At 47.5% G+C, this 25,407-nt stretch carries 19 protein-coding genes; 14 read left to right on the plus strand and 5 right to left on the minus strand.

Translation table 11 applies throughout. From position 1 onward, the window contains the following. Positions 1 to 400 precede the first annotated feature (400 nt). From atpD to AB0L18_RS10185, 3 genes are all read left to right on the plus strand, one after another. Complete coding sequence (gene atpD / locus AB0L18_RS10175) at positions 401 to 1,915, plus strand: F0F1 ATP synthase subunit beta (RefSeq protein WP_367392479.1); 1,515 nt, start codon at positions 401 to 403, stop codon at positions 1,913 to 1,915. A 28-nt stretch (positions 1,916 to 1,943) separates the two neighbouring features. After that, complete coding sequence (locus tag AB0L18_RS10180; RefSeq protein ID WP_367392480.1) at positions 1,944 to 2,252, plus strand: F0F1 ATP synthase subunit epsilon; 309 nt, start codon at positions 1,944 to 1,946, stop codon at positions 2,250 to 2,252. 304 nt (positions 2,253 to 2,556) lie between these two features. Next, the gene (locus AB0L18_RS10185; protein ID WP_367392481.1) at positions 2,557 to 2,964 is read left to right on the plus strand and encodes a hypothetical protein; all 408 of its coding nucleotides are present in this window, start codon (positions 2,557 to 2,559) and stop codon (positions 2,962 to 2,964) included. A gap of 142 nt (positions 2,965 to 3,106) precedes the next feature. On the opposite strand, the gene AB0L18_RS10190 is transcribed toward AB0L18_RS10185, so the two are convergent. After that, a complete protein-coding gene (locus AB0L18_RS10190; RefSeq protein WP_367392482.1) occupies positions 3,107 to 3,742 on the minus strand; it encodes a TetR/AcrR family transcriptional regulator in 636 nt (211 codons plus the stop codon). Positions 3,743 to 3,868: 126 nt separating this feature from the next. On the opposite strand from AB0L18_RS10190, the gene AB0L18_RS10195 reads away from it, so the two are divergent. The 5 genes from AB0L18_RS10195 to AB0L18_RS10215 all read left to right on the plus strand — a co-directional run bounded on the left by AB0L18_RS10195 (position 3,869) and on the right by AB0L18_RS10215 (position 10,014). Then, a complete protein-coding gene (locus tag AB0L18_RS10195; RefSeq protein ID WP_367392483.1) occupies positions 3,869 to 5,671 on the plus strand; it encodes an acyl-CoA dehydrogenase in 1,803 nt (600 codons plus the stop codon). 111 nt (positions 5,672 to 5,782) lie between these two features. Beyond that, on the plus strand, positions 5,783 to 6,223 hold the full coding sequence (locus AB0L18_RS10200) for a DUF2141 domain-containing protein (RefSeq protein WP_367392484.1): 441 nt from the start codon (positions 5,783 to 5,785) through the stop codon (positions 6,221 to 6,223). Between the two features lie 274 nt (positions 6,224 to 6,497). Then, positions 6,498 to 8,522, plus strand: a complete 2,025-nt coding sequence (locus AB0L18_RS10205) for an FAD-dependent oxidoreductase (protein WP_367392485.1) — start codon at positions 6,498 to 6,500, stop codon at positions 8,520 to 8,522. A 264-nt stretch (positions 8,523 to 8,786) separates the two neighbouring features. Then, the gene (locus AB0L18_RS10210) at positions 8,787 to 9,539 is read left to right on the plus strand and encodes an SDR family NAD(P)-dependent oxidoreductase (RefSeq protein ID WP_367392486.1); all 753 of its coding nucleotides are present in this window, start codon (positions 8,787 to 8,789) and stop codon (positions 9,537 to 9,539) included. A 28-nt stretch (positions 9,540 to 9,567) separates the two neighbouring features. Further along, entirely contained in the window at positions 9,568 to 10,014 is a 447-nt protein-coding gene (locus AB0L18_RS10215) for a hypothetical protein (protein ID WP_367392487.1), read from the plus strand. A 208-nt stretch (positions 10,015 to 10,222) separates the two neighbouring features. Here the strand turns inward: AB0L18_RS10215 and AB0L18_RS10220 are convergent, their stop codons facing one another. The 4 genes from AB0L18_RS10220 to AB0L18_RS10235 form a co-directional block, all read right to left on the minus strand. Then, positions 10,223 to 11,341: a VWA domain-containing protein gene (locus AB0L18_RS10220; protein WP_367392488.1), complete on the minus strand. Its 1,119-nt coding sequence runs from the start codon at positions 11,339 to 11,341 to the stop codon at positions 10,223 to 10,225. Continuing rightward, the gene (locus AB0L18_RS10225; RefSeq protein ID WP_367392489.1) at positions 11,341 to 12,090 is read right to left on the minus strand and encodes a geranylgeranylglyceryl/heptaprenylglyceryl phosphate synthase; all 750 of its coding nucleotides are present in this window, start codon (positions 12,088 to 12,090) and stop codon (positions 11,341 to 11,343) included. Before AB0L18_RS10225 ends, AB0L18_RS10220 begins: the two co-directional genes overlap by 1 nt. A 218-nt stretch (positions 12,091 to 12,308) precedes the next feature. Beyond that, on the minus strand, positions 12,309 to 14,183 hold the full coding sequence (locus AB0L18_RS10230) for a DUF3857 domain-containing protein (RefSeq protein WP_367392490.1): 1,875 nt from the start codon (positions 14,181 to 14,183) through the stop codon (positions 12,309 to 12,311). A gap of 42 nt (positions 14,184 to 14,225) precedes the next feature. Then, positions 14,226 to 16,187 (minus strand): DUF3857 domain-containing protein, encoded by a 1,962-nt coding sequence (locus AB0L18_RS10235; protein ID WP_367392491.1) that lies wholly within the window; start codon positions 16,185 to 16,187, stop codon positions 14,226 to 14,228. Between the two features lie 327 nt (positions 16,188 to 16,514). On the opposite strand from AB0L18_RS10235, the gene AB0L18_RS10240 reads away from it, so the two are divergent. The 6 genes from AB0L18_RS10240 (at position 16,515) to AB0L18_RS10265 (ending at position 25,405) form a co-directional block, all read left to right on the plus strand. Next, positions 16,515 to 19,487: an amidohydrolase family protein gene (locus AB0L18_RS10240; RefSeq protein WP_367392492.1), complete on the plus strand. Its 2,973-nt coding sequence runs from the start codon at positions 16,515 to 16,517 to the stop codon at positions 19,485 to 19,487. 61 nt (positions 19,488 to 19,548) lie between these two features. Continuing rightward, positions 19,549 to 20,832, plus strand: a complete 1,284-nt coding sequence (locus AB0L18_RS10245) for an amidohydrolase family protein (RefSeq protein WP_367392493.1) — start codon at positions 19,549 to 19,551, stop codon at positions 20,830 to 20,832. 138 nt (positions 20,833 to 20,970) lie between these two features. Next, entirely contained in the window at positions 20,971 to 23,196 is a 2,226-nt protein-coding gene (locus AB0L18_RS10250; protein WP_367392494.1) for a bifunctional (p)ppGpp synthetase/guanosine-3',5'-bis(diphosphate) 3'-pyrophosphohydrolase, read from the plus strand. A 7-nt stretch (positions 23,197 to 23,203) separates the two neighbouring features. Beyond that, entirely contained in the window at positions 23,204 to 23,710 is a 507-nt protein-coding gene (locus tag AB0L18_RS10255) for a Fur family transcriptional regulator (RefSeq protein WP_367392495.1), read from the plus strand. Positions 23,711 to 23,719: 9 nt separating this feature from the next. Beyond that, a complete protein-coding gene (locus tag AB0L18_RS10260) occupies positions 23,720 to 24,067 on the plus strand; it encodes an STAS domain-containing protein (protein WP_367392496.1) in 348 nt (115 codons plus the stop codon). Between the two features lie 60 nt (positions 24,068 to 24,127). Next, positions 24,128 to 25,405 (plus strand): adenylosuccinate synthase, encoded by a 1,278-nt coding sequence (locus AB0L18_RS10265; protein WP_367392497.1) that lies wholly within the window; start codon positions 24,128 to 24,130, stop codon positions 25,403 to 25,405. The last annotated feature ends 2 nt before the right edge of the window (positions 25,406 to 25,407 follow it).

Consider the following 25,407-nt stretch of genomic DNA (forward strand, 5'->3'; position numbering starts at 1 on the left):
TTGAAAGTGGCTTTGCCCCTAAAGGTGACAGGAAAAGATTACCTCAGCATATAGCGCAATTATTTTGGTGCAATAAAACAAGAAATCACCCCGATCTCCCCACCACGAATAATAAGCCAGCTATGCTAAGATGGCGAATAAAATTTGCCAACATTTACTCGTGGCCGATAAATGGCATTTTAACGGGGGCGGTCTGCCTTATTTTTAATAGCTGCTTGATGGGAGCTAATCTTCTTTTTTGTAAAATACTTACGCAAGAAAGTAAAGCTTGCCTTTTGATTATCAAGACAAAAGCCTATTTTTGCTGCCGATTTTAGGGGGCTGGTCAGGAAATGCAGTAAGCATAAGCCTTGGCGGCGATCCGAAAAACTATTGTTGACTATTCACAGAACGACAGATTATGGCAAATATCGGTCTAGTAAAGCAAGTTATCGGCCCGGTTGTAGACGTAAGTTTCTCCGCGGAAGGTGCTAAGCTGCCCGAAATTCTGAATGCATTAGAAATTAAGCGCCAGAACGGTGAATTACTGGTACTAGAAGTACAGAAGCACCTTGGTGAAGACAGCGTACGTACGATCGCTATGGATGCTACCGACGGTTTGACCCGCGGTACGGAAGTAACCGATACGGGTGCTCCTATTGCAATGCCTACCGGCAATGTAATCAAGGGCCGCCTGTTTAACGTAATTGGAGAAGCCATCGATGGTATCGGTGCTGTTTCCAAAGCTAGCTCTGCACCTATTCACCGTAAGCCACCCGCTTACGAGGATCTGTCGACTGAGAAGGAAGTACTCTTCACAGGTATCAAAGTAATTGACCTGATCGCACCTTATACCAAAGGGGGTAAGATCGGTCTGTTCGGTGGTGCTGGTGTAGGTAAGACGGTACTTATCCAGGAATTGATCAACAACATTGCCAAAGGTTACGACGGTATTTCGGTATTTGCCGGAGTAGGAGAGCGTACCCGTGAAGGGAATGACTTGATGCGCGAAATGTTGGAAGCAGGGATCATCAACTACGGCAAAGATTTCATGCACAGCATGGAAGAAGGCGGTTGGGATCTGAGCAAGGTAGACATGAAAGCACTCGAGACTTCAAAAGCTACTTTCGTATTTGGTCAGATGAACGAGCCTCCTGGTGCACGTGCCCGGGTAGCATTATCTGGTTTGACCATTGCTGAGTACTACCGTGATGGTGACTTGAGTGATCCTACCGGTGGTCGTGATATCCTCTTCTTTATTGATAACATCTTCCGTTTCACCCAGGCCGGTTCTGAGGTATCTGCCCTTCTGGGACGTATGCCTTCAGCAGTAGGTTACCAGCCAACGCTGGCTACCGAGATGGGTCTGATGCAGGAACGGATTACTTCTACCAAGCGTGGTTCTATTACCTCTGTACAGGCGGTATATGTACCTGCGGATGACTTGACGGACCCTGCTCCTGCAACGACATTTGCTCACTTGGACGCAACGACCGTACTAAGCCGTAAGATCGCTTCTTTGGGTATCTACCCTGCGGTGGATCCGTTGGATTCTTCTAGCCGGATTCTTGATCCTTCGATACTTGGTGACGAGCACTACGCCTGTGCTCAGCGCGTAATGAACATCTTGCAGCGTTACAACGAATTGCAGGATATCATCGCCATCCTTGGTATGGAAGAATTGTCTGACGAAGATAAGCTGATCGTAAGCCGCGCACGTCGTGTACAGCGTTTCTTGTCACAGCCTTTCCACGTAGCCGAGCAGTTTACAGGTCTGAAAGGAGTACTCGTACCGATCGAAGAAACCATCAAAGGATTCAACATGATCATGGATGGTGAAGTAGACGAGTATCCAGAAGCAGCCTTCAACTTGAAAGGTAACATCGAAGATGTTATCGAGACAGGTAAGAAGATGTTGGCCGAAGTAGAAGCTTAAGCTTAAGTTTTATCATAACTGATTGAGCATGAATATTGCAGTATTAACACCAGAACGTGAAATTTTTCACGGTACCATCAGCTCGGTGAAAGTGCCGGGTGTGAAGGGTGAATTTCAGGTGCTGAATAACCACGCCCCCATTGTTTCGGCATTGGCGGAAGGTAAAGTCGAAATCGTAACTGCCGCTGGTGGCTACACTTTCTTCAACCTCGAAGCAAGTGCCAAGCAGTCAGGCGACGAAACCGGCAAAAAAATGACCTTCCAAATTGAAGGTGGTTTTATTGAAGTACTGAACAATGAGATTTCCCTCCTGGTACAGGGTGTAAGTCAACTATAGAAAATCTTGTGTTTGTTCCGATGAAAGATCGGAATACGACGCTTGATTTAAACCATATTATCCTCCCGGATTTTACTGCGGTAAAGTTCGGGAGGATTTTTTTTATAACGCTATAGGCAATGCCTTCGTGCCTCGGCACGAAAAGAGCAGCGTTTAAAGGAGGAAGTTATTCTTCTCCGACCCCTAAGTGTTTTTTATGACTAAAAGTTGAGCTTAGTGGTTTTAGCGATAAAAGCTTGTAATAAGGAATACGAATTTGTATTTTCAGTCTTAAATTTTGTCTTATATTATAGAAATATAAATTATGATGGATGATAAGGTCACACATTTAATTTCTACTTTGAGTACATTTCAGGAGCGATTTGTGACTGGAGCATATTCAACAATGGGAATTTATTTGCTAATTCTCGGATGGATTTTAACCTCTAATGATGCGAGAGCTTTTTTAAATAAAAATGCGTATCTACTTAAATATGTGATTCTTTTACTAGCAGCTAGTTATATTTTTTATGTGATTGGGCTGTTTTATATTCAGTCCATTTCTGCAGAAATCGTTAATTGGCTGCATGAAAATAAAATAGAAGAAATATTGTATAAACATTATGTCATTTCATTTGAAGGTACTTGCTACTTTGCTATCTTTCAGCTTGTACCTAATATACTAATCGTTCTTGTTCTCATTGGTAATCTAAGGAATAAATCTTCAAGCTAGGATTCTTATTGAATGCTGTACAGTGAATATTCAATTGATTGAGTCGCAGAAAAAATACTGTCGCTCTACCGCCGACGCCGTCGGGATTCTGATACATCTGAACGAGTACAGACGTTAGCGCTCGCGAATGCATAAAAGAGGCTTACCCCAAAACCCCCGCTACTTTTTCTGGGATATCCAATTGAGCCAAAGCCTCCAAGACTTCCTCAGTTTCCGCCGCTGGCGTATCCATCATTTTTAGTAACAACTGAATACTTTCACGAGCGATAAGGTCAGGTGCTGTGAGGGTGCCACTTACGGCTTGAAGCGAGATGCTTTGCATCAGACCACGGGCACACATGGCGTAAATTTTATAGTCTTCGCTCGCTTTCTCGGGAAACCGCTCACCAAAAATAGCTTTACTGCGCTCGATTTGGTTGATGAGCAATTTGGCCGCAATATCAGGTGAATTGTACGACATCAAGTACAGCTCCGCGGAGGGCGCGTGTTGTGCCATGGTATGTACGTGCCAGGAAAGCTCACAAGCCAGGTGAAGCAGTTTATTACCTTCCGCAAAACGAGAGGTACGTTCAAGTACCCGAAAAAAGGCTTCAAGTACGATTTTTTCGAAAATATCTTCTTTACTCTGATAGAAATGATAGATCGTTCCGATCTCTACACCTGCCGCCTCCTTGATCTGGCGCATCTTGGTTTTTTGGTAACCTTGCGCCAGGAAAAGCTTGCGGGCAACGCTGATGATTTTGCCCCTGACTGCGGCCTTGTGTGCTTCCCGTTTCATAGTAATGTCATTTCAGACAATGAAAGTAGTGCTTTTTTCTAGAACGCGTTCAAATTTATTTGCAAAAGTCAACTAATCCCTGTAGTTTTATTATCAAATTAGAACGTGTTCAAAACCCTCCAACCGATGGCTGCTTACTTAAATATGGATACGCTGCGTTTTCTCCTGCAGCATACACACGACCTGGAACAAATCTTAACCTTGCCAAGATTTGAAGATCATGATATGGATAGCATCAATATTATGCTTGATGCCATCAAGGATTTCTCGGACCAGGAGCTGTATCCTGTTTTTCGGGAGATGGACGAGCAGCCGGTGCATTACGCTGATGGTAAGATCATTACGCACCCTGCACTGGGCAAAATCTTACGCCAGTCGGCAGAGTTGGGCGTTATTGGAGGGACCTTTGATTACGAGGATGGGGGGCTACAATTACCGAATACGGTAGGTACGGCTACCTATTTTATCATGGATGCTGCCAACAACAATGTCCCCGGCTACACGGGTCTGACGATGGGGTCTGCCGAGCTCATCCTGCATTTTGGCAGTGAGGAATTGAAAGCAACTTACGTGCCTCACATGATCAGTGGTGAATGGGGAGGAACGATGTGTCTGACCGAACCTCAGGCCGGTAGTTCTTTGTCCGACATTACCACCACCGCTTATCCTCAAGCTGATGGCACTTACAAGATAAAGGGACAGAAAATTTTCATCTCCGGCGGTGACCACGAGCATTGTGAAAACTTTGTCCATCTGGTGCTGGCACGTATCGAAGGCGCACCAGCGGGCACAAAGGGGATCTCCTTATTTGTGGTGCCAAAATACCGACCTACGGATGCTGGCTTAGTGCACAATGATGTCATTACTGCGGGTGATTTTCAAAAAATGGGCCAGCGGGGCTACTGTACGACGCACCTTTCTTTTGGTGAAGAAGACAATTGTACCGGTTTTTTGGTCGGTCAGCCTCACCGAGGATTGGGGTACATGTTTTTGATGATGAATGGCGCTCGGATTGGTGTTGGTCGTGGAGGTGTAGCCATCGCTAGTGCTGCTTACCATGCTTCTTTGCAATATGCGCAGGAGCGCCCACAAGGACGTCGTATTTTAGATAATGGCCGTAAAGATCCTAATGAAAGTCCTACGCTGATCATAGAACATGCCGATGTACGTCGGATGTTGTTTTTACAAAAAGCTATCTACGAAGGTGGCTTAAGCTTGGTACTACAGTCTTCCAAGTACCTGGATCTATCGCTTTACGGACCAGAAGAGGAGCGGGAGAAATACAAGATGCTACTGGATATTCTGACGCCCATCACCAAGACGTTTCCTGCCGAAAAGGGCCGGGAAGCAGTTGACAACGGGCTACAGATTTTAGGAGGTTATGGTTTCTGCAGTGATTTTGTTTTGCAACAGTACTACCGCGATATCAGGATTTTTGCCATCTACGAAGGCACCACGGGTATCCAGTCGCTGGATTTACTAAGTCGGAAAGTTACCATGCACAATGGTAAAGCCCTGGAACTACTGGCCGGGGAAATGAAAACAACTATTCAGGCCGCACTCCAACAGCCTGAATTGCAAAAATACGCAGCTGCTTTAGGAGGTAAAATCAAAGAAACCCAGGAAGTATTGGGCTTCCTCTTGCCTTACGCGGCTAAGGGCGAATACGAACGCTTCCTGGCCGATGCCAACATTTTTATGGAGTACTTCAGTACCCTTGTTGTAGCTTGGCAATGGCTGCAAATGGGCGTTACGGCGAAACAACTCAGCATCACTGGTGCCGGTAACTTCACCGATGATTACCTGGAGGGTATTCTGCATACGATGCGCTTTTACTTTACCTACGAAGTTCCTAAAATGAACGGTCTGGTAGAGATCATGCGTAACGAGGAGGAACTGACCTTGCTGAAAGAAAAAGCACATTTTTAGGAATTACAAACACGCTAACTTGTCAATTGTCGGACAGACGAAGTAGCAACTACTTAGGTTTGATTTTTGTCTTTTAAATAGCCCTTGCTAAAGAAGACAAAATCAAATCAAATGCGACACTACTTATTGCTGTTGGCCAGTACGCTGCTGTTTTTGGGGATGAATCGTCCTGCGGCAGGGAGTATGGAGTTGGCCATTAATGACATTGAGCACAATTACGGTACCCTCTGGATCGGGCTGTACGCCTCGGAGGAAGCTTTTTTGGATAAAGATCAAGCCCATCTGGAAGCCATCAAGGTGAAAGATTTCAAAGAGAAGCGGATTTACCTCAATGATCTGGATTATGGTGATTATGCCGTAGCCTTGTTCCATGATCTCAATAACAATGGCGAACTGGATGTCAATTGGCTTGGTGTTCCAGAGGAGCCATTTGCGTTTTCACGCCCCATATCTTCCAAATGGCGACTCCCTAAATTTTCTGAAGTAAAAGTAGGTTTGTACCAATCTCATAAAACGGTTTCTACCAATCTGAAAACGTGGTGGGACCAGTAAGGTCAGGTTTGAGGGAGTACAGCTATTAACCGATTGATAATCACATCAAACCTTCCTGTATTAGGTAGTTGGTAGAGCGTACATGGACTAGATTTTGCAAGCGTCAATCCATTCACCCTGTACTTCATGCTTTTTACGGAAGATTTGCTGATCAAATCAATTATTTTCAGGTGTTTTCAAGCAAATCTGATCCTAATTAACTATAGCGAAAATTCGCCACCTCGGTGGAAATATGTTATCTTTCGCATCCTCAAACGGAAGAAATATCTAAATTATGTCTACTGCTTATTCTCACCTTTTGGCTCCTCTCGACCTTGGTTTTACACAACTGAAGAACCGGGTACTCATGGGGTCCATGCACACCATGCTGGAAGAAGCTCCCGGAGGTTTTCCGCGCGCCGCTGCTTTTTATGCCGAACGAGCAAGAGGCAAGGTTGGTCTAATTGTCACGGGCGGTATTTCTCCTAATGAGGAAGGTTGTGTCGGACCACATTCTGCTATGTTGACCAATGCAGAGGAGGTAGCTAAGCATAAACTTATTACGGATGCCGTTCGGGCGGAAGGAGGAACAATCTGTATGCAGATTTTACACTCCGGCCGTTATGGTTATCACCCCAAAATTGTGGCCCCTTCGGCTTTACAGGCTCCCATCAATTTCTTCAAACCTCGCGAAATGACGGGCGAAGATATTGAGCGGACCATCAATGATTACGCCAAGTGTGCAGTACTGGCCCAGGAGGCTGGCTATCACGGCGTAGAAGTAATGGGCTCGGAAGGTTACCTGATCAATCAGTTTATCGTCAAGCGTACCAATCATCGGGAAGATGAATGGGGCGGCGCCTACGAAAACCGGATGCGCTTTCCACTAGAGATTGTCCGCCGTGTCAGGGCTGCGGTGGGCGAAAATTTCATCATCATCTACCGCCTGTCTATGTTGGATTTGGTGGAAGGAGGTAGTACTTGGGAAGAAGTAGTACAGCTCGCCAAAGCGATTGAAGCCGCCGGTGCAACCATTATCAATACCGGGATCGGCTGGCACGAAGCACGTGTACCTACCATCGCTACCCGAGTGCCCCGTGGTGGGTTCAGTTGGGTGACGGGCAAACTGAAGGGCGAAGTAAACGTACCTCTGGTGGCCGTCAATCGAATCAATATGCCGGGCATCGCCGAAGAGATTCTCGCGAAAGGAGATGCCGACATGGTCTCCATGGCCAGACCTTTCCTGGCGGATGCCGAATTGGTAAAGAAAACGATGGAAGGTCGGGTAGATGAGATCAACACTTGTATTGGTTGTAACCAAGCCTGCTTGGATCATACGTTTGAGATGAAAATCTGCTCCTGCTTGGTGAATCCCCGGGCCTGTCACGAAACGGAGCTTAACTATCTGCCAGCAGTTGAGAAGAAAAAAATCGCGGTCATTGGTGCCGGTCCTGCCGGTTTAGCAGCCTCTACCATTGCTGCCGAACGCGGTCATACGGTTGACTTGTTTGAAAGTGAAGGCCAGATTGGTGGTCAGTTCAATATGGCTAAGCGCATCCCTGGAAAGGAGGAGTTTGAAGAAACACTTCGCTATTTTGGTCGTCAGATCGAATTGACGGGCGTCAACTTGCATTTGAATACCCGCGCTACCGCCGAACAGTTGTTGGCTGGTGGCTATGATGAGGTTATTCTTGCTACGGGGGTTACACCACGCGATATTGCCTTGCCGGGCCAAGATCACCCCAAGGTGTTGAGCTACATTGATGTGCTTTATCGCCAGCATGAGGTAGGTGAAAAAGTGGCGATCATCGGTGCTGGCGGTATTGGTTTTGATATGGCCGAATACCTCTCTCACGAAGGTAAATCACCGAGCCTGGATACCGAAAAATACATGGAAGAATGGGGCGTGGATATGGCGATGAAGACAGGCGGTGCCCTAATGGCTGCCCAGCCAGAACCTTCTCCCCGAGAAATTTACCTCCTGAAGCGATCTCCCGGTAAGCACGGCAAAAACCTGGGCAAAACCACTGGTTGGGCACACCGCGCCAGCCTGAAAATGAAAGATGTGACAATGATTTCCCAGGTCAGCTACCAAAAAGTTGACGATGAGGGCTTGCATATTTTAGTCAATGAAGTACCTCAGGTGTTGCCCGTTGATCATGTGGTCATCTGTGCAGGCCAAGAACCGCTGCGGGAACTACAGGCCCAGCTGGAGCAAGGCGGCATGAAAGTTCACCTCATCGGCGGTGCTTTTGAAGCCAAAGAGCTGGACGCTAAATTCGCGATAGATCAGGCCGCTCGCCTGGTGGCGGAGTTGTAGGGCCTGCCTGTCTGCTTGCCAAACAGGAGATAGGTGGCGGTGACCCTAAGCAGGAAAGGTACAGCGTACCGCTTGTCTCTATAGCAGTCTTTTAGGTTTGTATGACGAGGTGCAGCGCACCGTACTATATTCAGCAGGATTGTCTACCTTCAATGGTTTTATTAAAGGTTGGAAAATATAGCACGGTGCGCTGCACCTTTTTTATGGGACAATATTATTTGCTATAGGTAGAACGATGCGCTGCACCAAAAAAAAACTTACCACATGCGTTTTCAAGATCAAGTTTTATTCATCACTGGTGCTGCTTCGGGTATCGGTAAAGCGGCTGCCCAGGAGTTTGCCAAAGAAGGCGCAAAATTATTACTGGCCGACATCCAAGTGGAAGAAGGCAAAGCCTTGGCCGAAACCCTTCGTAATGCAGGCACCGATGCCCTATTTACACATTGTGATGTTGCGAATTACGCTTCGGTTCAACAAGCTGTAGCTCTGGCCGAAAAGCACTTTGGACGGATAGATATTGGTCTCAACAATGCAGGCATCGGCGGCCCAATGGCTAGCACCCGCCAGCTGGAACTCGCCGACTGGGACAAAGTCTTGGCCGTTAATCAAAGTGGCGTTTTTTACTGTATGAAGGAGCAATTCCGCTTGATGGAAGCACAAAAAAGTGGCTGCATTGTCAACGTAAGCTCAATCGCAGGGATGCGTGGCTTGCCCAATCAACTGGCTTATACCGCCAGCAAGCACGCCGTCATTGGCATGACGAAAACCGCTGCCCTGGAAGGTGCGCGCTACGGCATCCGCGTGAACGCCATCTGCCCGGTCTTCACTCAAACACCACTGGTCGACAAACTTTTTGCCAGTGTGGAAGGCATCGATCAAAAATTGTTGCGGACCATCCCCTTACGGCGTTTTGGCGAAGTAGAAGATATCGTCAACGCAATTACCTGGTTGTGTGATCCGTCCTCTAGTTTCATTACTGGGCTAGCTTTACCGATTGATGGGGGGCAGAGTGTGTAGAGAGGTTTACAAAAGAAGCCAGTAAAATATGAGAATTTTAGCTTTTGTTCTAATTAGTCTTTGTCTACTATTTTGCGTTTTTTTGTACATAGGCTCCAATACTATGCACTCCGAGTCGATTCTACATTCTCAAGTTGTTCAATTTGACATTGTAGGAGAAGGAGTTGACTTTCAAGATATTTTTGTTTCTACTCCATGGAGCAAAGTACCCTTACAAGTTCAAAGGATAAATGGTATATATTCATTTGAAACAGGAAAATTGTATGGTGGAGAAAAGATAGTGTTTGGAAAAACCGTAGAGAGAATTGATCCTCGGGAATACAAAATTTTATCCATCAAATGGAAAGGAATAGGTACAGCATATTTTTCAATCAAGGATTTCAATTCACTCCCGTCTGAAATCAGAGAAGATCAAGGAATGATACCTCTTCTAGACAAAGCTGGTTTTATTGAGGCTATTAGAATAGATCAATAATAAAACGGGAAATTTGAGACTGTTCACTAATGTGTATCTGACTAAAAAAGTCAAAATGTATCTACTTTATATACAGCAATAAAAAACCTCTGCGGCCTCTGCGGCTCTGCGCGATATACACTATTTTGAGCGCTCTCGGGAATTTGGAGAAATAAAAAATGATTGCGGTGCCTAACCCCGAGCTCCACTCCTGAGACCCCTTGTAGCGCTACTTCAAAAACCTCCCCAAACTCTCCCGCTGAATAGCCGCCGCCATAATTTCCGGAAACTGATCGGGCGTAGCCGCAAAAGTAGGGATGCCCATCTGGCCGAGTTGTTGCGCGTGCCCATGATCATAAGCTCCCGCTCCTTCGTCGCTCAACGCGAGCAGGCAGATAAATTGTAGCCCGGTCGCTTGTAGCCGCGCAATCCGCCGAAACATTTCGCTGATATTCCCGCCTTCAAATAAATCACTGAGCAAGACGATGATGGTGTCTCGTGGCCGACTGACGAGTGGCTCTACGTAAGTCAGGGCACGGTTAATGTCGGTACCTCCGCCCAATTGAGTTGCGAAAAGCAGATCGACAGGGTCGGTCAAGTGCTCCGTAAGGTCAACGACGTTGGTGTCGAAGGCGATCACCTGGGTTTGGATACTGCGGAGGCTGGCCATGATGCAACTCAGTACGCCTGCATGAACTACACTTTCGGCCATGGAACCACTCTGGTCGATCAATAAAATAAGGTGTCGTAATTGTTGTTGCCGGCGAGCGTAGCCGCGCAACTCTGCAGGAATAATGCTCTTGTATTTGGGTTGATAATGCTTGAGATTCTTGAGGATAGTTTGCCTCCAGTCGATGTCTCCTGGCCTTGGGCGTCGGGTACGGGCAGCACGGTGGAGGCTGCCACGAATGGCTTGTAGTAGTGGCTGTCGGAGCCGCTTTTCCAATTCTTGGGTTACTTGCCGAACCAATTGGCGAGCGGTCTCCCGGCTACGGTCGGGGAGTATTTTAGCCAGGCTCAGCAAGGTGCCTACCAGGTGTACATCGGGCTCTACCGCGGCTAGCAATTCTGGTTCCAACAGCATTCTGTTGAGGCCCAGTCGTTCGAGGGCATCCCTTTGCATAATTTGTACCACTGATCTTGGGAAGTAGCGACGAATATCGCCCAGCCAGCGGTTGACGTTAGGTACGGAATTTCCCAATCCGCCTTTTTTTTCACTATCGTAAAGTGCATCCAGGGTATTACTCATCCCCTGGAGCTTCTCGCCCATTTCTACCTCTCCGTCGGGGTCCGCTTTGGCACCCAGAATGAGTCGCCATTTTTGCAAATGTTCGTCAGGTGTACTCATCAAGATTGCACGGTCAGCCCTTTAACGACGGCTGCCAGTTCGGGTAGCAATTCTGGGCTTTCTTCCAGGCTATTGCCTACCACAATACAGTCGGCACCTGCGCCAAAAGCCTTCTCAGCTTGTTCAGGATGGCGAATACCTCCACCAACAACGAGGGGCAGGTCATCAATTTCTTTGCGCACGGCTTTAATCATGGTGGGGCTGACGGGGTTTTTCGCACCGCTGCCAGCGTCCAGATAGATCAAGCGATGCCCCAGATACTTTCCGGCGAGTGCAGTGGCCTGGGCTATTTCAGGTTTGTTGGCGGGTATAGGCTGGGTATTGCTCATGTAGCCTACGGAGCTGGTTGTACCACCGTCGATATACAGGTAACCAGTGGGGATTACCTCCAGGTTGAGGCGCTTAATTCGCGGTGCCGCCAATACGTGCTGCCCAATGAGTAATTCAGGGTTGCGACCCGAAATCATGGACAAAAATAAAAGTGCATCCGCTTGTGCGGATAATTGGTAAATACTTCCCGGAAAGAGGATAATCGGAAGCTTGGTGTGCGCCCTTAGAAACGAAAGATAATATTCAGCTTGTGTTTCATTGACGAGGCTTCCTCCCCAGAGGAAATAATTGACTCCCCCTTGCGCAGCCAGTTCACACAGCCGTGTGATCAACTTGCGGTCAGTTTTGTCGGGGTCGATTAGCACGGCTAATTGCTTCTCACCCTTAAGGCGAGCATCAAGAAGGGATGGGTAGATCATAGATTAGCCTTGTATGTAGATTTTAAGCTCTTTTATGCTTGTAAAGATCACGCTGCACAAGCACTTAGTAATTTGACGGAAATAACGGATTCCATTTTTTTCAACGATTCGCAAATATTTTCACGCAAGCTCCTTTTAGTTGCTTGCTTAGAAAATTTTAGCGAATCAAAAATGGAATCCGTTATTATTGTTCCGTCACTTAGCAAATATAGCAGAATCTACTCACTAACCAAGACCATCTTGCTCGCATCATGCTTGGCAACCGTCATTAAGAAATCACGAAAAGCTTCGTAATCCTCTGCGGGGTGTTCCTGATCGTACATTTGGTAGTTGCGCTGTAGTGTAACACTTCCTTCCGCTTCCGTCACGATGGTCTCGTATCGTCCGAAAGGCGTTTCCAGTAATTCCGACTGTGGTAAGCTTTCTGTTTTATAACCTTCAGGAAGGAGGAAAGTGATGGTGGCTTCTTCGGTATAGCCATAGGGGATCATTACCGGATACTGGCGATTTTCTACGGCGTCGGGTACATAAGTACGTGGGCAGATGAGGTTCAGAGGGACAAAAAGGCGTTTCCCTGCGCGGGAAGCGTAACGGTCGGCAGTAGCACTAAAAGTCAGGGTGTTTTGCGGAAGCTTCGGGTCGTTGGCGATATTCACTTCGCTGAGGCTCAGGGTCGGCAGTTTGCCCATATTGCGAATTTTATCTTCAATGTCTTTGGGGGAATAAGCATATTGATAATGGCGCCAATCTTCATGAGGGATACCTTGCAGCTGTGCTTCGTACTGGAGGCTTGCACTTCCGTCGGCAGCAAGGTCAATGGTGAATTGTTCGTTGGCGTTGTTTTCTGTGGTGCCTAGTTTTGGCGTACGGGCCAGCTGTCCTCCTTGAGGAGTGACGAGAAGGACTTTTCGGTCGTTGGTGAACTCTCCTAAATAACCAGGAGGGTTGATCGGACTGGTACATTCCAACCACATATCCTCGCTGGGTACGTAGAGAATGGCGTGGTTGAAGGCGGGATCGACAAAATCATCCTCTACCTCGTAAGGGTGATGTTCGCCAGCATAAACAATCACGGGGTAACTTTCAACCCCTATTTCCTGGAGCATGGCTTTCATGTAGTTGCTCAGTGCTTTGCAATCGCCGTAGCCACGTTCTTCTACGTATTCAGCGGTGAAGGGTTGCCAGCCGCCGATACCCAACTGTACGCTTACATACCGCTTATTTTCTTGCATAAAACGGTAGAGGCGACTGATTTTTTCTTTGGTATCTTCTGTGTCAGCGGTAAGCTCACGAATTTGTGTTTTTAATTCGCCAGGCAATTGATCACGCCCCACCCACAGCTGTTGCAGAAAGCTGCCATAATCTTGCCAGCTTTGCATACTACCACTGAATTTATCGATCTCAAACTTATTGGGACTGATCCGCAAGATGGGTAGCTGGCGATGCACCGGTACATCGTAAGGTTCGAATTTGATGGCCGGAATATTTTTGGCTTCCCAACGATAAACCTTCTCCGCGTCCGTATGGGTTATTTTCGGTTCCAGCTCCATGTTGTACAGTTGGTACTGGATGTCTAAATCATCAGGCACGGAAATTTCGTAAGTAGAAGTCGTTACGGCGGAAGAAGGTCGATCCTGAAAATACCAGTTTTCCCCCACAGCAAAACTGAGTCCTTTTAACTTCTGGCGGTAGCTAAATTCCAAAATGTACGGATACTCAGAGTGGTTAAGCTCAATGTATTGGACACGATTTTCGGAATAAATACTCACCCCATCTACCGCCGCAACGTCCCGGATTTCCGATTTGCGAACTTTCCGGATGGGCGTACCGCTAAGGTCATAAATGTCAGCATCAAGGCTGAGAATCTTATTGTCTGGATCGTAGAAAACAGCAAAACCATTGGCTTTGCTCTCTTTGTTAAGGATAACAATCCGCTTCTTTTCGGAATAGATCGCCTCCGACGCACTGATAATTTCCAGCTGCCCTTCAGACTCAACGATTTCGTTAGCGTGTAATAAAAGGGCTTTGTTGTCCAATTGGACAAGTAATGATAATTGGGTGAATACCAGGACAAGGAAAGGTATAATTCTCATGTTTATTTTTTTAGAGAGATGTTGTAGTGCAAGGTCTTTATGTTACTCCGTTTTCTTCAACACAATCTGCTCCTGCATCTTCTGCACCGCGCTGGCGAACAGCTCACGCAGGGCTTCATATTCTTCTGGAGGATAGACGGTTTTGGATATTTTTAGCGTGGCAATGAGGCTTATTTTTTGATTTTTCTCGCGGATCAAATATTGGAAGGATGCATCGTTGTTGGGGAGGATAACGTTGATGTTGTCTGGCAGCGATTCGACGACATAACCGGAAGGTAGTTCGTACTGGTAGACCGATTTTTCTTCGAAAGCATAAGGGAAATCGACGGGGTAATTCCTTTGTTCACGTTGGAAAGGATTCTCCGAAAAATTGGTATGAATGATTGGTGATACGTAGAGGTAGTCGCCGTTAGCGAAGCCAGCTTCCGCAACTTCAAACTTGCCTTGGATACTCAAGTCTTCTCGGATGTCTTCTTCGTTACTGGCGGTTAATTCACTCCAGCTTCCTCCATTAGGAAGACGACTATCCCAGATTTCGTCTAGCGACTGGGCTTGCATCCGTTGACGATCAGATTTGGCACTCAGGGTATTCATTGTGGCTTTCATTTCGCCACTTAAAGTGCCTTCCTCCGTTATTTTTCCGTTCCAGGCAAAAATATCCTGCACAACCGGTAGGCCTATTGTGATCCAGGCTGGTGAGTCTTCGTGTACCATGAAACCTAAACCATTGAGGGCTTCTTCTCGAATAAGGCCCGGTTTCAGTAAAGGGTCACTGAAATCGGCGAGGAGGGCAACATCATTGATCTCAACAATGGTGATTACATAGTTGAATTGATTTAAGAAAGGAAAGGAAGTAATCATCGACCCATTGTCGCGGGTGGATAACAGCACCGGATAAGCTTTGATACCATACTCCCTTAATAATGCTACAGCAGCATACTGAATTTCGGCGATGGATCCTTCGTGTTTGGCAAAAGCCTCGTCGGGTGATTGAATGGCGTTCATGCCATACTTTCCTGACCACGGGATTTCCTTAGTGATAAAACGGTTAATCGCGAAAAGGAGTTCTTCCTGGGGGAGTTGCTTCTCGATGACCGCTTCGGCAGCTTGCAGCAAGTTTTTGTACCGCTTGTTTTTTCGATAGTTTTGTCCAATATCTACATCTTCCAAGAGCTCTTTACTCGTCGACTCCCAGGTGCCGTAAACGGGGGTTGTGATCCCGGTGGCAAGACTGGTAGTTGCACTGGCCTGAAAACGGATATTGATGTAATAATCATCCAAAGATGTCATAAAAGGTTCTTCTTTTACCGCGCCGCCATTTTGCATCCAAAACCGAGTGCCGTTAACATAGATATGCGTATCACCCAGTTGAAGCATATCCTCTCCCAGGGCATTTTTTTCTATTGCCATATATTCTGCTCCCTGCAAGAGGTAAGTGTAGGTGACTGGCACCGAACAGCCAAATTGGAAATAGGAAGATCGCACCGGTAAAGAGCCTCGGAAAGTCCACGATTGAGGCGTTAATACACGATGGCTAAAGTGTTCATAACGGTACTCCAACACACTGCCCACTTTTGCTTCGGGAAAGGCAAAGGTGGCTTTAGACCAGTATTCGTTGATCTTCTCGTGAAAAATATCGCCCTTTTTTACTTCGCTAATCGTTCCGTCGACAGCAATGCTTTGGGCTGCAATCTGCCGTACATGGTCAGTACCGTCCTTGTGGGCGTAGTAAATGACCACATCTGAATATTTGTCTAATGCTGCTTCGGTAAGAATTTTTAAACGTTTGTGCCGACGAAGCAGCCATTCGTACTGACCACTATTGTTTTTGCCCACGTTCATGTAGCCTTCGTCTCCAAGCACCAAGGCAGCGGCAGTGGTATCTAAAAGGTAAGTAGTCATTTGCAAATCCTCGTCAGGAACAACGCCCCATTCCAAGGGTTTGTAATCTGCTGTTTGCGCACAAAGCGCGAAAACATAAAAAAACGAGAGGATTCCAATCACGAACCTTAGGGAGATTATGCCAGCTCGTCGCTCAAAGAAATTAGTACCTGAGAATTGGTGGATAAGTTGAGCATGAAAATGCTCGTAGGAAAAAGAGAGGCCTGAGTTTTGCATCTTTTAATCGTTAGAGAGATTTTGCGTTCCGACGCCTGCGTGTCCACGAAGAGAGAACGGTACAGTATCCTATCAGCGCGCAAAAATTAAGAAAGTAAGAGAGAATTCAAATTATTATGCTAATAATGGCGGAATATAGCAACTTTTTCGCGAAGTCGGACTTAACTTAATGCGATAAAATTTTAAGAAAAAGCCTAATTCTAAAGTTCTAGTATGAAAAAACAAACCACAATCCTGGTGGTCTTGGTGCTTTGGTGCTTCGGTACCATGCTGGCACAAGCTACCTTCCCTTACAATGGCGTAAAAGACCAGCGAGATGGTTGGTACGCTTTTACCAATGCTACCGTAATCCCCAAAGCGGGGTCTGAAGTAAAAAATGCAACCTTGGTGATCAAGGAGGGGCGCATTGTTAGTATCACCCCCAATGGCAGTGTCCCCGAGGGTGCTGTTGTCGTAGATGCTACAGATAAATACATTTACCCCTCCCTTATTGATATGTACGCGGAGTACGGTTTACCGGAAGCTAAACCTGCCGGTGATCGCCCGCGCCAGCAACCTCAGATGCTGTCCAATAAAGAGGGAGCTTATGGTTGGAACGAAGCGCTGAAACCCGAGTTTCGAGCCCATGAGTACTTCACACCGGATGGTAAAGCCGCCAAAAATCTGCGCGCTTACGGATTCGGGGTGGTTTCCTCTCATCAGCAGGATGGTATCAGTAGAGGATCATCCGTAGTGGTGAGCCTCGGTGATGATCGGGCCAACGAAGTAATCATCAAGCCTGAAGGGGCTCATTATCTGTCGTTCAGCAAAGGCGTTTCGACCCAGTCTTACCCCAATTCCCTGATGGGCGTAATGGCGCTGCTGCGACAAACTTATATGGATGCCGAATGGTACAAGAATACCGATGAAGAGGGTACCAACCTGTCGTTGGAGGCTTGGAATGACCTACAGTATCTTCCGCAAATTTTTGCTGTTGCTGATTGGCAAGAAGCACTGAGGGCGCAAGTCCTGGCCAAAGAGTTTGGAAAAGAATACATCATCAAAGGCGCCGGTGACGAATACCAGCGCGTAGCGGAGATGAAGGCGTCAGGTGCTATTTTTATTCTGCCACTGGTTTTTCCTGATGCTTATGATGTGACCGACCCTTACGATGCTCACCAACTTAGCCTTACGCAACTTCGCCACTGGGAAATGGCAGCGGCCAACCCTGCGAAAATGGCGGAGGCAGGTATCAAATTTACCCTCACCGCCGACGGACACAAGAAGAGCAGTGACTTTTTTGAAGCTTTGCGCAAAGCTATTGAAAACGGTCTTTCCGAAGAAGCTGCCTTACGTGCCCTTACCGAAACACCCGCAAGCTTGCTGGGGGTAGCCGAAGAAACAGGTACACTGGCTACTGGAAAGTGGGCCAACTTCCTGATCACTTCTGCTCCGTTGTTTGCTAAAGGCACTAAAATTCACCACAATTGGGTGCAAGGAAAGCCTTATGTGATTGATGCGCTACCCACAAATGATCTCACGGGTAGCTACAACCTGAAAGCAGGGGCTCGTGCCTATAACCTCACCGTAGAGGCCAAAGGAGCCAAAATAAAGATAGACGAAGAAACCGAGCTCGACGTGAAATACAGCGAGGAAGGTGGATTGATCACCCTTTCTTTTCCTCAGGATAAAGATGCGGGCTTGATGCGTCTGAGTGGCGTTGTGGATGGAACCACCTGGCGCGGCCGGGGTCAGGATCCCACCGGTGCCTGGATCAATTGGGAAGCCGAAAAGACTGCTGGGGCAGTTGCCGCTGAAGAAAAAGCCGAAAAGGAAGCCGAAGCCATGAAGATGGTAAGTCGCCAAACCTATCCTTATGGTGCTTTTGGTTGGGCTGACCGGCCGCAGGCCGAAACGGTAATCATCCGTAATGCCACACTCTGGACCAACGAAGCGAGTGGTGTTTTGGAAAAAGCAGATATCATGCTGCAAAACGGCAAAATTGCGCAAGTCGGCGGTAGTATTCGCGGCCCACGCGGAGCTGTTGAAATCGATGGCACCGGCATGCACGTCACACCTGGTATCATTGATGAGCACAGCCATATTGCCATCAGCCGTGGCGTCAACGAAAGCTCACAAGAAAGTACCGCGGAAGTAAGTATCGGCGATGTTGTAGACGCTACCGATATTGACATTTATCGCCAATTGTCGGGTGGGGTTACCACTTCTCAACTGCTCCATGGTTCAGCAAACCCCATCGGCGGACAGTCGGCCTTGATTAAGTTGCGTTGGGGCTATACCCCAGAAGAGATGAAATTTGCTGGTGCACCGGGCTTCATCAAGTTTGCGCTGGGCGAGAATGTAAAACAGTCCAACCGCAGTGACTCCTACGGAGTACGTTACCCACAAACCCGAATGGGAGTAGAGCAGGTTTTTGAAAACTACTTTACCGAAGCACGCGCCTACGGTGAAGCATTGGCACGGGGCGAGAAAGTTCGCCCTGATCTGGAGTTGGAAACCCTGCTGGAAATTTTGAAAGGTGAGCGTTTCATCACCTGCCATTCCTATCAACAAGGCGAAATCAATATGCTCCTTAAGGTAGCCGACCGTTTTGGCTTCCGCGTGAATACGTTTACCCACATTCTGGAAGGGTACAAAGTAGCCGACAAGATGGCGGAGCACGGTGCCGGTGGTTCTTCCTTCTCCGATTGGTGGGCGTACAAGTTTGAGGTGGTGGATGCTATCCCCTACAATGGTGCGATCATGCACGAACAAGGAGTGACCGTAGCCTTCAATTCAGATGATGCCGAAATGGCGCGTCGCCTGAACCAGGAAGCAGCAAAAGCCGTACTCTTTGGTGGTGTATCCGAAGAGGATGCCCTGAAATTTGTGACCCTCAATCCCGCTAAACTGCTGCACATTGATGATAAGGTGGGTAGCTTGAAAGTAGGTAAAGACGCTGATGTTGTCATCTGGACAGACCATCCGTTATCTGTTTATGCCCGTGCTAAGCACACCTATGTTGATGGTATCAAATTTTACGACATGGACGAAGACGTCAGCCGCCGGGCCGCATTACAGGACGAGCGCAATGCACTCATCCAGAAAATGCTGGATGCAAAAGCAGGAGGTGCCAAAACACAACCCGCCAAAGGTCGGGGGCAGCGCCACTACCATTGCGATACCGAAGATGACGAAGGACGGTAGAGACGTTGCACCGCAACGTCTGCATAAAAGACATCAACTATTGTTGTTTAAAATAAAAATCATGCAATTAAAATATATGTTTTTGCTGTTCACCACGCTGTTGAGCAGCCTGCTTATGGGTCAGCCTCCTGTTCCGGGAGCAGTACAAGCAAAACCTATTGCCATTGTTGGCGGCACGGCCCATCTGGGCAATGGTACGGTTATAGAGAATGCCCTCATTACCTTTGATAAAGGCAAGATTACGCGCGTAGATCGCGCTACCGCGAAGGTGGATTTAAGTGACCATGAAGTCGTTGATGGAATGGGCAAGCACGTCTTTCCCGGCCTGATTGCTCCAAATACCCAGCTGGGTATTGTAGAGATTGCGGCCGTAAGCGCTACCCGTGATAATGCAGAAACGGGTTATCTCAACCCCAATGCACGTTCGCTGGTGGCTTACAACACTGATTCGCAAGTGACGCCCACCGTACGTGCGCGCGGCGTACTTTTTGCTCAGGTTACACCGGAAGGTGGAGCATTATCGGGCCAGTCGAGCATCGTGCAATTAGATGCCTGGAATTGGGAGGATGCCGCTGTTTTGGCAGACGATGGCCATCATTTGAATTGGCCCCGCCGCCGTAGCTACAATTGGCGCCAGGGTGAGTGGACAAAAAATGAGCAATACGTCGAACAAGTTCAAAGCATAGAAGACTTTCTTCGTCAAGCCCAGGCTTACTGCGCTGGCGCGGATCGGGAGCCCAATTTGCGGCTGGCTTCAGCTTGTGGTTTGTTTGATGGGAAGCAGCGTTTGTTTGTGCACGTCAATTTAGCGAAAGACATCGAACAGGCGATACTGTTGGGCAAAAAGTTCGACCTCGATTTGGTGATCGTTGGCGGAGAAGAAAGCTACCTCGTGACGGGATTATTGAAGGAATACGAGGTGCCGGTTATTTTGGGGCCAACCCACGCTTTGCCGGGTACCTTGGACAGTGATGTCGATCAACCTTTCAAAACCCCTGCCGCTTTGTACGAAGCTGGTGTGAAGTTTTGTTTAAGCAACGAAGGCTTTTGGCAACAGCGCAACCTTCCTTTTCAGGCCGGAACGGCTGTTGCTTATGGCTTGCCTTACGAGAAGGCTATCCAGGCAATTACCTTAGATGCCGCTACTATTCTAGGCGTTGCAGATCGTATTGGTTCGCTGGAAGTAGGTAAGGATGCGTCTTTGATCATTACCTCCGGTGACGTACTGGACATGCGCACCAGTGTGGTAGAGCAAGCTTTTATCGATGGCCGCAAGGTGAACCTTGATAATAAACAAGACCAACTTTATCGCCGTTTTCAAACCAAGTATCAGCGGCAAAAGTAGAAAAACTAGCTTTTAATCTTTTCAAGTGTTATATTTGTTAGAATAGGTTTGGTTCTCTTGAGCCAAACCTATTCTATTTTTTAAACCAAGAATTCAAAAGAACAGAGAACGGGCTATTGAATAAGTAGCGGGATACGGATGATAGAAGAAATAACAACAACAGACGAGGAAGAAAAAAAACTGATTCAAAATGCGTACCGGCAACTGCTGCGTTCCATCAAGTCCGAAATGGACGAAACGGACCAGAAGAATATCCGGGGTGCTTACGAATTGGCCGTAGAGGCGCATGCTGCTCAACGACGTAAGTCGGGTGAGCCTTATATCCTTCATCCGATCGCTGTAGCACGAATTTGTGCCGAGGAGATCGGCTTGGGGCCTACTGCTGTTGTAGCAGCTTTGTTGCACGATGTTGTCGAAGATACCGACATCACTCTGGGGGATTTGCAGCAGCAGTTTGGTCCACAGATCGCCAGAATGGTAGACGGACTCACCAAGCTGGATGGTGCTTATAACTCTGATAGCCCACAAGCTGAAAACTTCAAGAAAGTACTCAGTACCTTGGTTGAAGATGTGCGGATAGTGCTGATCAAAATGGCCGACCGTCTGCACAACATGCGTACCCTCGGTTCTATGCCTCCGCATAAGCAGCTGAAGATCGCCGCAGAAACCAGCTACATCTACGCACCGCTGGCGCACCGCCTGGGCTTGTATGCCTTCCGTACCGAATTCCTTGATCTGTGTATGAAGATCACGGATCCGGATGATTATTTTTCTATTGCTACAAAATTACACGAGACCAAAAAAAGCCGCGAGGCCTATATTGCCTCTTTCATCGCGCCGCTCAAAGAGCAATTGGATGAAATCGGGATCAAGTACCGGGTTTTCGGCCGAGCTAAATCCATTTATTCAATTTGGAACAAACTCAAGAGCAAGGATGTCGCTTTTGAAGAAATCTATGATCTTTTTGCGGTAAGGATTATTCTCGATGTGCCGCCGAAGAAAGAAAAATTATACTGCTGGCAGACTTACAGCATCGTTACGGATGTACACAAACCCATTACTGAGCGCCTGAAAGACTGGATCACAACCCCGAAGGCCAACGGTTATGAGTCATTGCACACCACCGTTGTAGGCCCCGGTGGACGTTTTGTAGAAGTACAGATACGTTCTGAACGGATGGATGAAATTGCCGAACGAGGCTTTGCTGCGCACTGGAAGTACAAGGGGGTAAATAATTCGGATGATGTTTTCGAACGTTGGCTAGACAGTGTGCGGGAAATCCTGGAAGACCCCGAAGGTTCGCCCGTTGAGTTTTTGGATAGCTTCAAATCAAACAGCCTCTTCAACGAGGAAGTGTATGTGTATACGCCCAAGGGCGACCCCAGGGTGTTGCCGAAAGGAGCTACCGCGCTTGATTTTGCTTTTAGTATCCACTCGGATGTTGGTTATCATTGTACGGCCATCAAGATCGACAATCAGATTGTGCCAATGGGGCGATTGCTGAAAAATGGCGATCGGATTGAAGTCATTACAAGCAGTAACCAAAAGCCTTCAGAGAGCTGGCTCAAGCTGGTCACTACCGGGAAAGCTAAAGCCAAGATACGCTCTGCCATGAAGGAAGAGCGACGCCGCAAAGGCGAACTTGGCCGTGAGGCATTGGAGCGTAAGTTTAAAAATCTGCGTATCCAATCCTTCGATGATGCTATGGAGACCTTGGTGAAGCATTATAAGATGAACAGCCACGTAGACCTCTATTTCGCAATTGCGATGAACAGTATTACGGTTACGGAGATTTTCAAAAAGTTCAAAGCAGAACAAGGGAAGCTTAAGCAGGTAGAATTGCCACCAGCGGAGGTGCCTAAAAAAGATGCCGCTTTAGTTAAGCGCCCACGCAAAGATAGTGCTAACCATCCACGACTCACCATCAATGGAGAGCCGGGAGACCAGTATGACTATACCTTGGCCACCTGCTGCAACCCCGTGCAGGGGGATAAGATATTTGCGTACCTTACGGCCACTGCGGGGCTCAAAGTACATCGGATCAACTGCCCTAATGCGACCAACCTCATGGTTAATTATGGCTACCGGATCATGAAAGCAGATTGGTCGAGTGATATGCCGCAGACGAACTTTGTAACAAAACTGAAAATTACAGGTATCGACGACGGCCCCGGAGTGATTGAGCGGCTTACCCACCAAATTTCCTTGATGGGATTGAACATCCGCTCCCTCAATATTGCGGGTACAGAAGGCTTTTTTGAGGCCGATCTGAGTCTTATTGTCGCCAATACGGATCAATTGAACCAAGCAACCCGCGCTTTGAAAAACTTGTCGAACATTTCAACTGTTTCAAGAACAGAGTAGAAGAATTATGACGAAAGAGAACGATAGAAGGGATATCATCGAAGCAGTAAAAAATATTTTTTCCTCCCACCTGGAAAAGAATGGTTTACGCAAAACACCAGAACGCTACGCCATTCTGGAAGAAATTTATAAACGTACGGACCACTTCGACGCTGAGGCGCTCTACATTCACATGAAGACGCAAAACTACCGGGTGAGCAGGGCTACCGTTTATAATACCCTCGAATTGTTGGTGAATTGTGATCTGGTGACCAAACACCAGTTTGGTAAAAATTTGGCCCAATACGAGAAGTCTTATGGCTTCAAGCAACACGACCATCTGATTTGTGTAGACTGTGGCAAAGTACTGGAGTTTTGTGACCCACGGATTCAGCAAATCAAAACAATGATGGGTGATCTGCTGCAATTTAATATTACCCATCACTCCCTCAACCTGTACGGCGAGTGCCAAGGGGCTTGTGAAAAGACCCAGCAACTGGAAAATACTGCGAATAAAGTGGAAGAAGTTCGCTAATTTTGCGGCATGGACCAAGTCTATGAACTCAGTCAGTCGGGAAGCATTAAAGTGCTACGGGTACGTAACCTGTTGAGTGAATTTGCCAATCGGGAAATTCTTAGCATCGCCCAAGCTTGTATTGAGGAAGGATTCAATAGATTTGTCGTTGATTTGGAAGGGATGCCTTATACCAATAGTGTCGGGCTCAACTTTTTGATTTCCCTTCAGTCGCGTTGTCAGGACCAGAGCGGTTCCGTTGTGATTGTCAACGCTTCCAAAAAAATAATCCAGTTGTTGGAGATTACCAAGCTCCAACCTTTATTTCACTTAACAGATTCAGTAGACGAAGCACTTCGGTTGCTGGATGAGGTATGAGCCGGATAGCACATTCCCCAACATGCTCTTGGTTTGTACCCGCAAAATTGAATGCACCGCATGACGGTAGATGTACTACTTGGCCTCCAATGGGGCGATGAAGGGAAAGGCAAAATTGTTGATTACCTGGCGCCACGTTACGATATCATTGCTCGCTTTCAGGGCGGACCCAATGCCGGGCATACGCTGGTTTTTGAAGGAAAGAAGCACGTACTTCATACCGTTCCTTCCGGTATTTTTCGCGAAGCTCAGCTCAATCTTATTGGGAATGGTGTGGTCATCGACCCCATCACGCTGGAACGCGAACTGGACGAGCTGACGGAAGCTGGCGTGACCTACAAACATCGCCTGCTGGTCGCGCGCAAAGCTCATTTGATCCTCCCTTCACACCGCTACCTGGATAAAGCCAGCGAAGCAGCTAAAGGAAAAGCCAAGATTGGCTCAACCCTCAAGGGTATCGGACCTACCTATATGGATAAAACCGGACGTAACGGACTGCGCGTCGGCGATTTGGAAGCTCCGGATTTCGCGGATCGGTATGCTGTACTGAAGGCCAAGCACCTGGAGTTGTTGAAGATTTACCCCGAAGTAGAATTCGACCTGGAGGGGGAAGAAGCAAAGTGGCTGACGGCCATCGAGCGCTTACGCAAATTACAGTTGGTCGATGGGGAGTATTACCTCAATAATGCCCTCAAAGCAGGCAAGCGTGTCCTGGCCGAAGGTGCGCAAGGTTCCATGCTGGATATCGACTATGGTACCTATCCTTTTGTCACCTCTTCCAATACCATTACTGCTGGTGTTTGTACCGGTTTGGGCGTAAGCCCTCAGAAAATTGGCGAAGTGATTGGGATCACGAAAGCCTATTGTACGCGCGTTGGTTCCGGGCCATTTCCTACCGAGTTGTTTGACGAGATGGGCGAGTTTCTGCGTGCGGAAGGTGCCGAGTTTGGTGCTACTACTGGTCGGCCACGTCGTTGTGGTTGGATCGATTTGCCCCAACTGCGCTACACCATTATGCTCAATGGCGTGACCCAATTGGTGGTAACAAAAATTGATGTACTCAACAAACTACCCGAAATTAAAGCCGCTACTGCTTACACCATTAATGATAAAGAGACGGATCAATTGCCTTTTGATCTTTGTGATGATACCTGCCAACCGGTGTATGAATCTTTCCCGGGCTGGGAGGGTGATTTAGAGCGTGCAGCGACCTACGGGATGCTTCCTGATGCTGCGCAGGCTTATATCACCGAACTGGAAGAACGACTAAAGGTGCCAGTGACCATGGTGTCTACCGGGCCAGGTAGAAGACAGCTTTTAGAAAAAGTACAAGGATAAAT

It is taken from the genome of Lewinella sp. LCG006 (assembly GCF_040784935.1).
Lineage (GTDB): Bacteria > Bacteroidota > Bacteroidia > Chitinophagales > Saprospiraceae > Lewinella.

Coding starts and splice junctions, on each gene's coding strand:
- AB0L18_RS10240 (WP_367392492.1), top strand. CDS start 16,515: ATGAAAAAACAAACCACAATCCTGGTGGTCTTGGTGCTTTGGTGCTTC.
- AB0L18_RS10200 (WP_367392484.1), top strand. CDS start 5,783: ATGCGACACTACTTATTGCTGTTGGCCAGTACGCTGCTGTTTTTGGGG.
- AB0L18_RS10185 (WP_367392481.1), top strand. CDS start 2,557: ATGATGGATGATAAGGTCACACATTTAATTTCTACTTTGAGTACATTT.
- AB0L18_RS10205 (WP_367392485.1), top strand. CDS start 6,498: ATGTCTACTGCTTATTCTCACCTTTTGGCTCCTCTCGACCTTGGTTTT.
- AB0L18_RS10195 (WP_367392483.1), top strand. CDS start 3,869: ATGGCTGCTTACTTAAATATGGATACGCTGCGTTTTCTCCTGCAGCAT.
- atpD (WP_367392479.1), top strand. CDS start 401: ATGGCAAATATCGGTCTAGTAAAGCAAGTTATCGGCCCGGTTGTAGAC.
- AB0L18_RS10230 (WP_367392490.1), bottom strand. CDS start 14,183: ATGAGAATTATACCTTTCCTTGTCCTGGTATTCACCCAATTATCATTA.
- AB0L18_RS10215 (WP_367392487.1), top strand. CDS start 9,568: ATGAGAATTTTAGCTTTTGTTCTAATTAGTCTTTGTCTACTATTTTGC.
- AB0L18_RS10220 (WP_367392488.1), bottom strand. CDS start 11,341: ATGAGTACACCTGACGAACATTTGCAAAAATGGCGACTCATTCTGGGT.
- AB0L18_RS10180 (WP_367392480.1), top strand. CDS start 1,944: ATGAATATTGCAGTATTAACACCAGAACGTGAAATTTTTCACGGTACC.
- AB0L18_RS10255 (WP_367392495.1), top strand. CDS start 23,204: ATGACGAAAGAGAACGATAGAAGGGATATCATCGAAGCAGTAAAAAAT.
- AB0L18_RS10210 (WP_367392486.1), top strand. CDS start 8,787: ATGCGTTTTCAAGATCAAGTTTTATTCATCACTGGTGCTGCTTCGGGT.
- AB0L18_RS10225 (WP_367392489.1), bottom strand. CDS start 12,090: ATGATCTACCCATCCCTTCTTGATGCTCGCCTTAAGGGTGAGAAGCAA.
- AB0L18_RS10260 (WP_367392496.1), top strand. CDS start 23,720: ATGGACCAAGTCTATGAACTCAGTCAGTCGGGAAGCATTAAAGTGCTA.
- AB0L18_RS10265 (WP_367392497.1), top strand. CDS start 24,128: ATGACGGTAGATGTACTACTTGGCCTCCAATGGGGCGATGAAGGGAAA.
- AB0L18_RS10190 (WP_367392482.1), bottom strand. CDS start 3,742: ATGAAACGGGAAGCACACAAGGCCGCAGTCAGGGGCAAAATCATCAGC.
- AB0L18_RS10245 (WP_367392493.1), top strand. CDS start 19,549: ATGCAATTAAAATATATGTTTTTGCTGTTCACCACGCTGTTGAGCAGC.
- AB0L18_RS10250 (WP_367392494.1), top strand. CDS start 20,971: ATGATAGAAGAAATAACAACAACAGACGAGGAAGAAAAAAAACTGATT.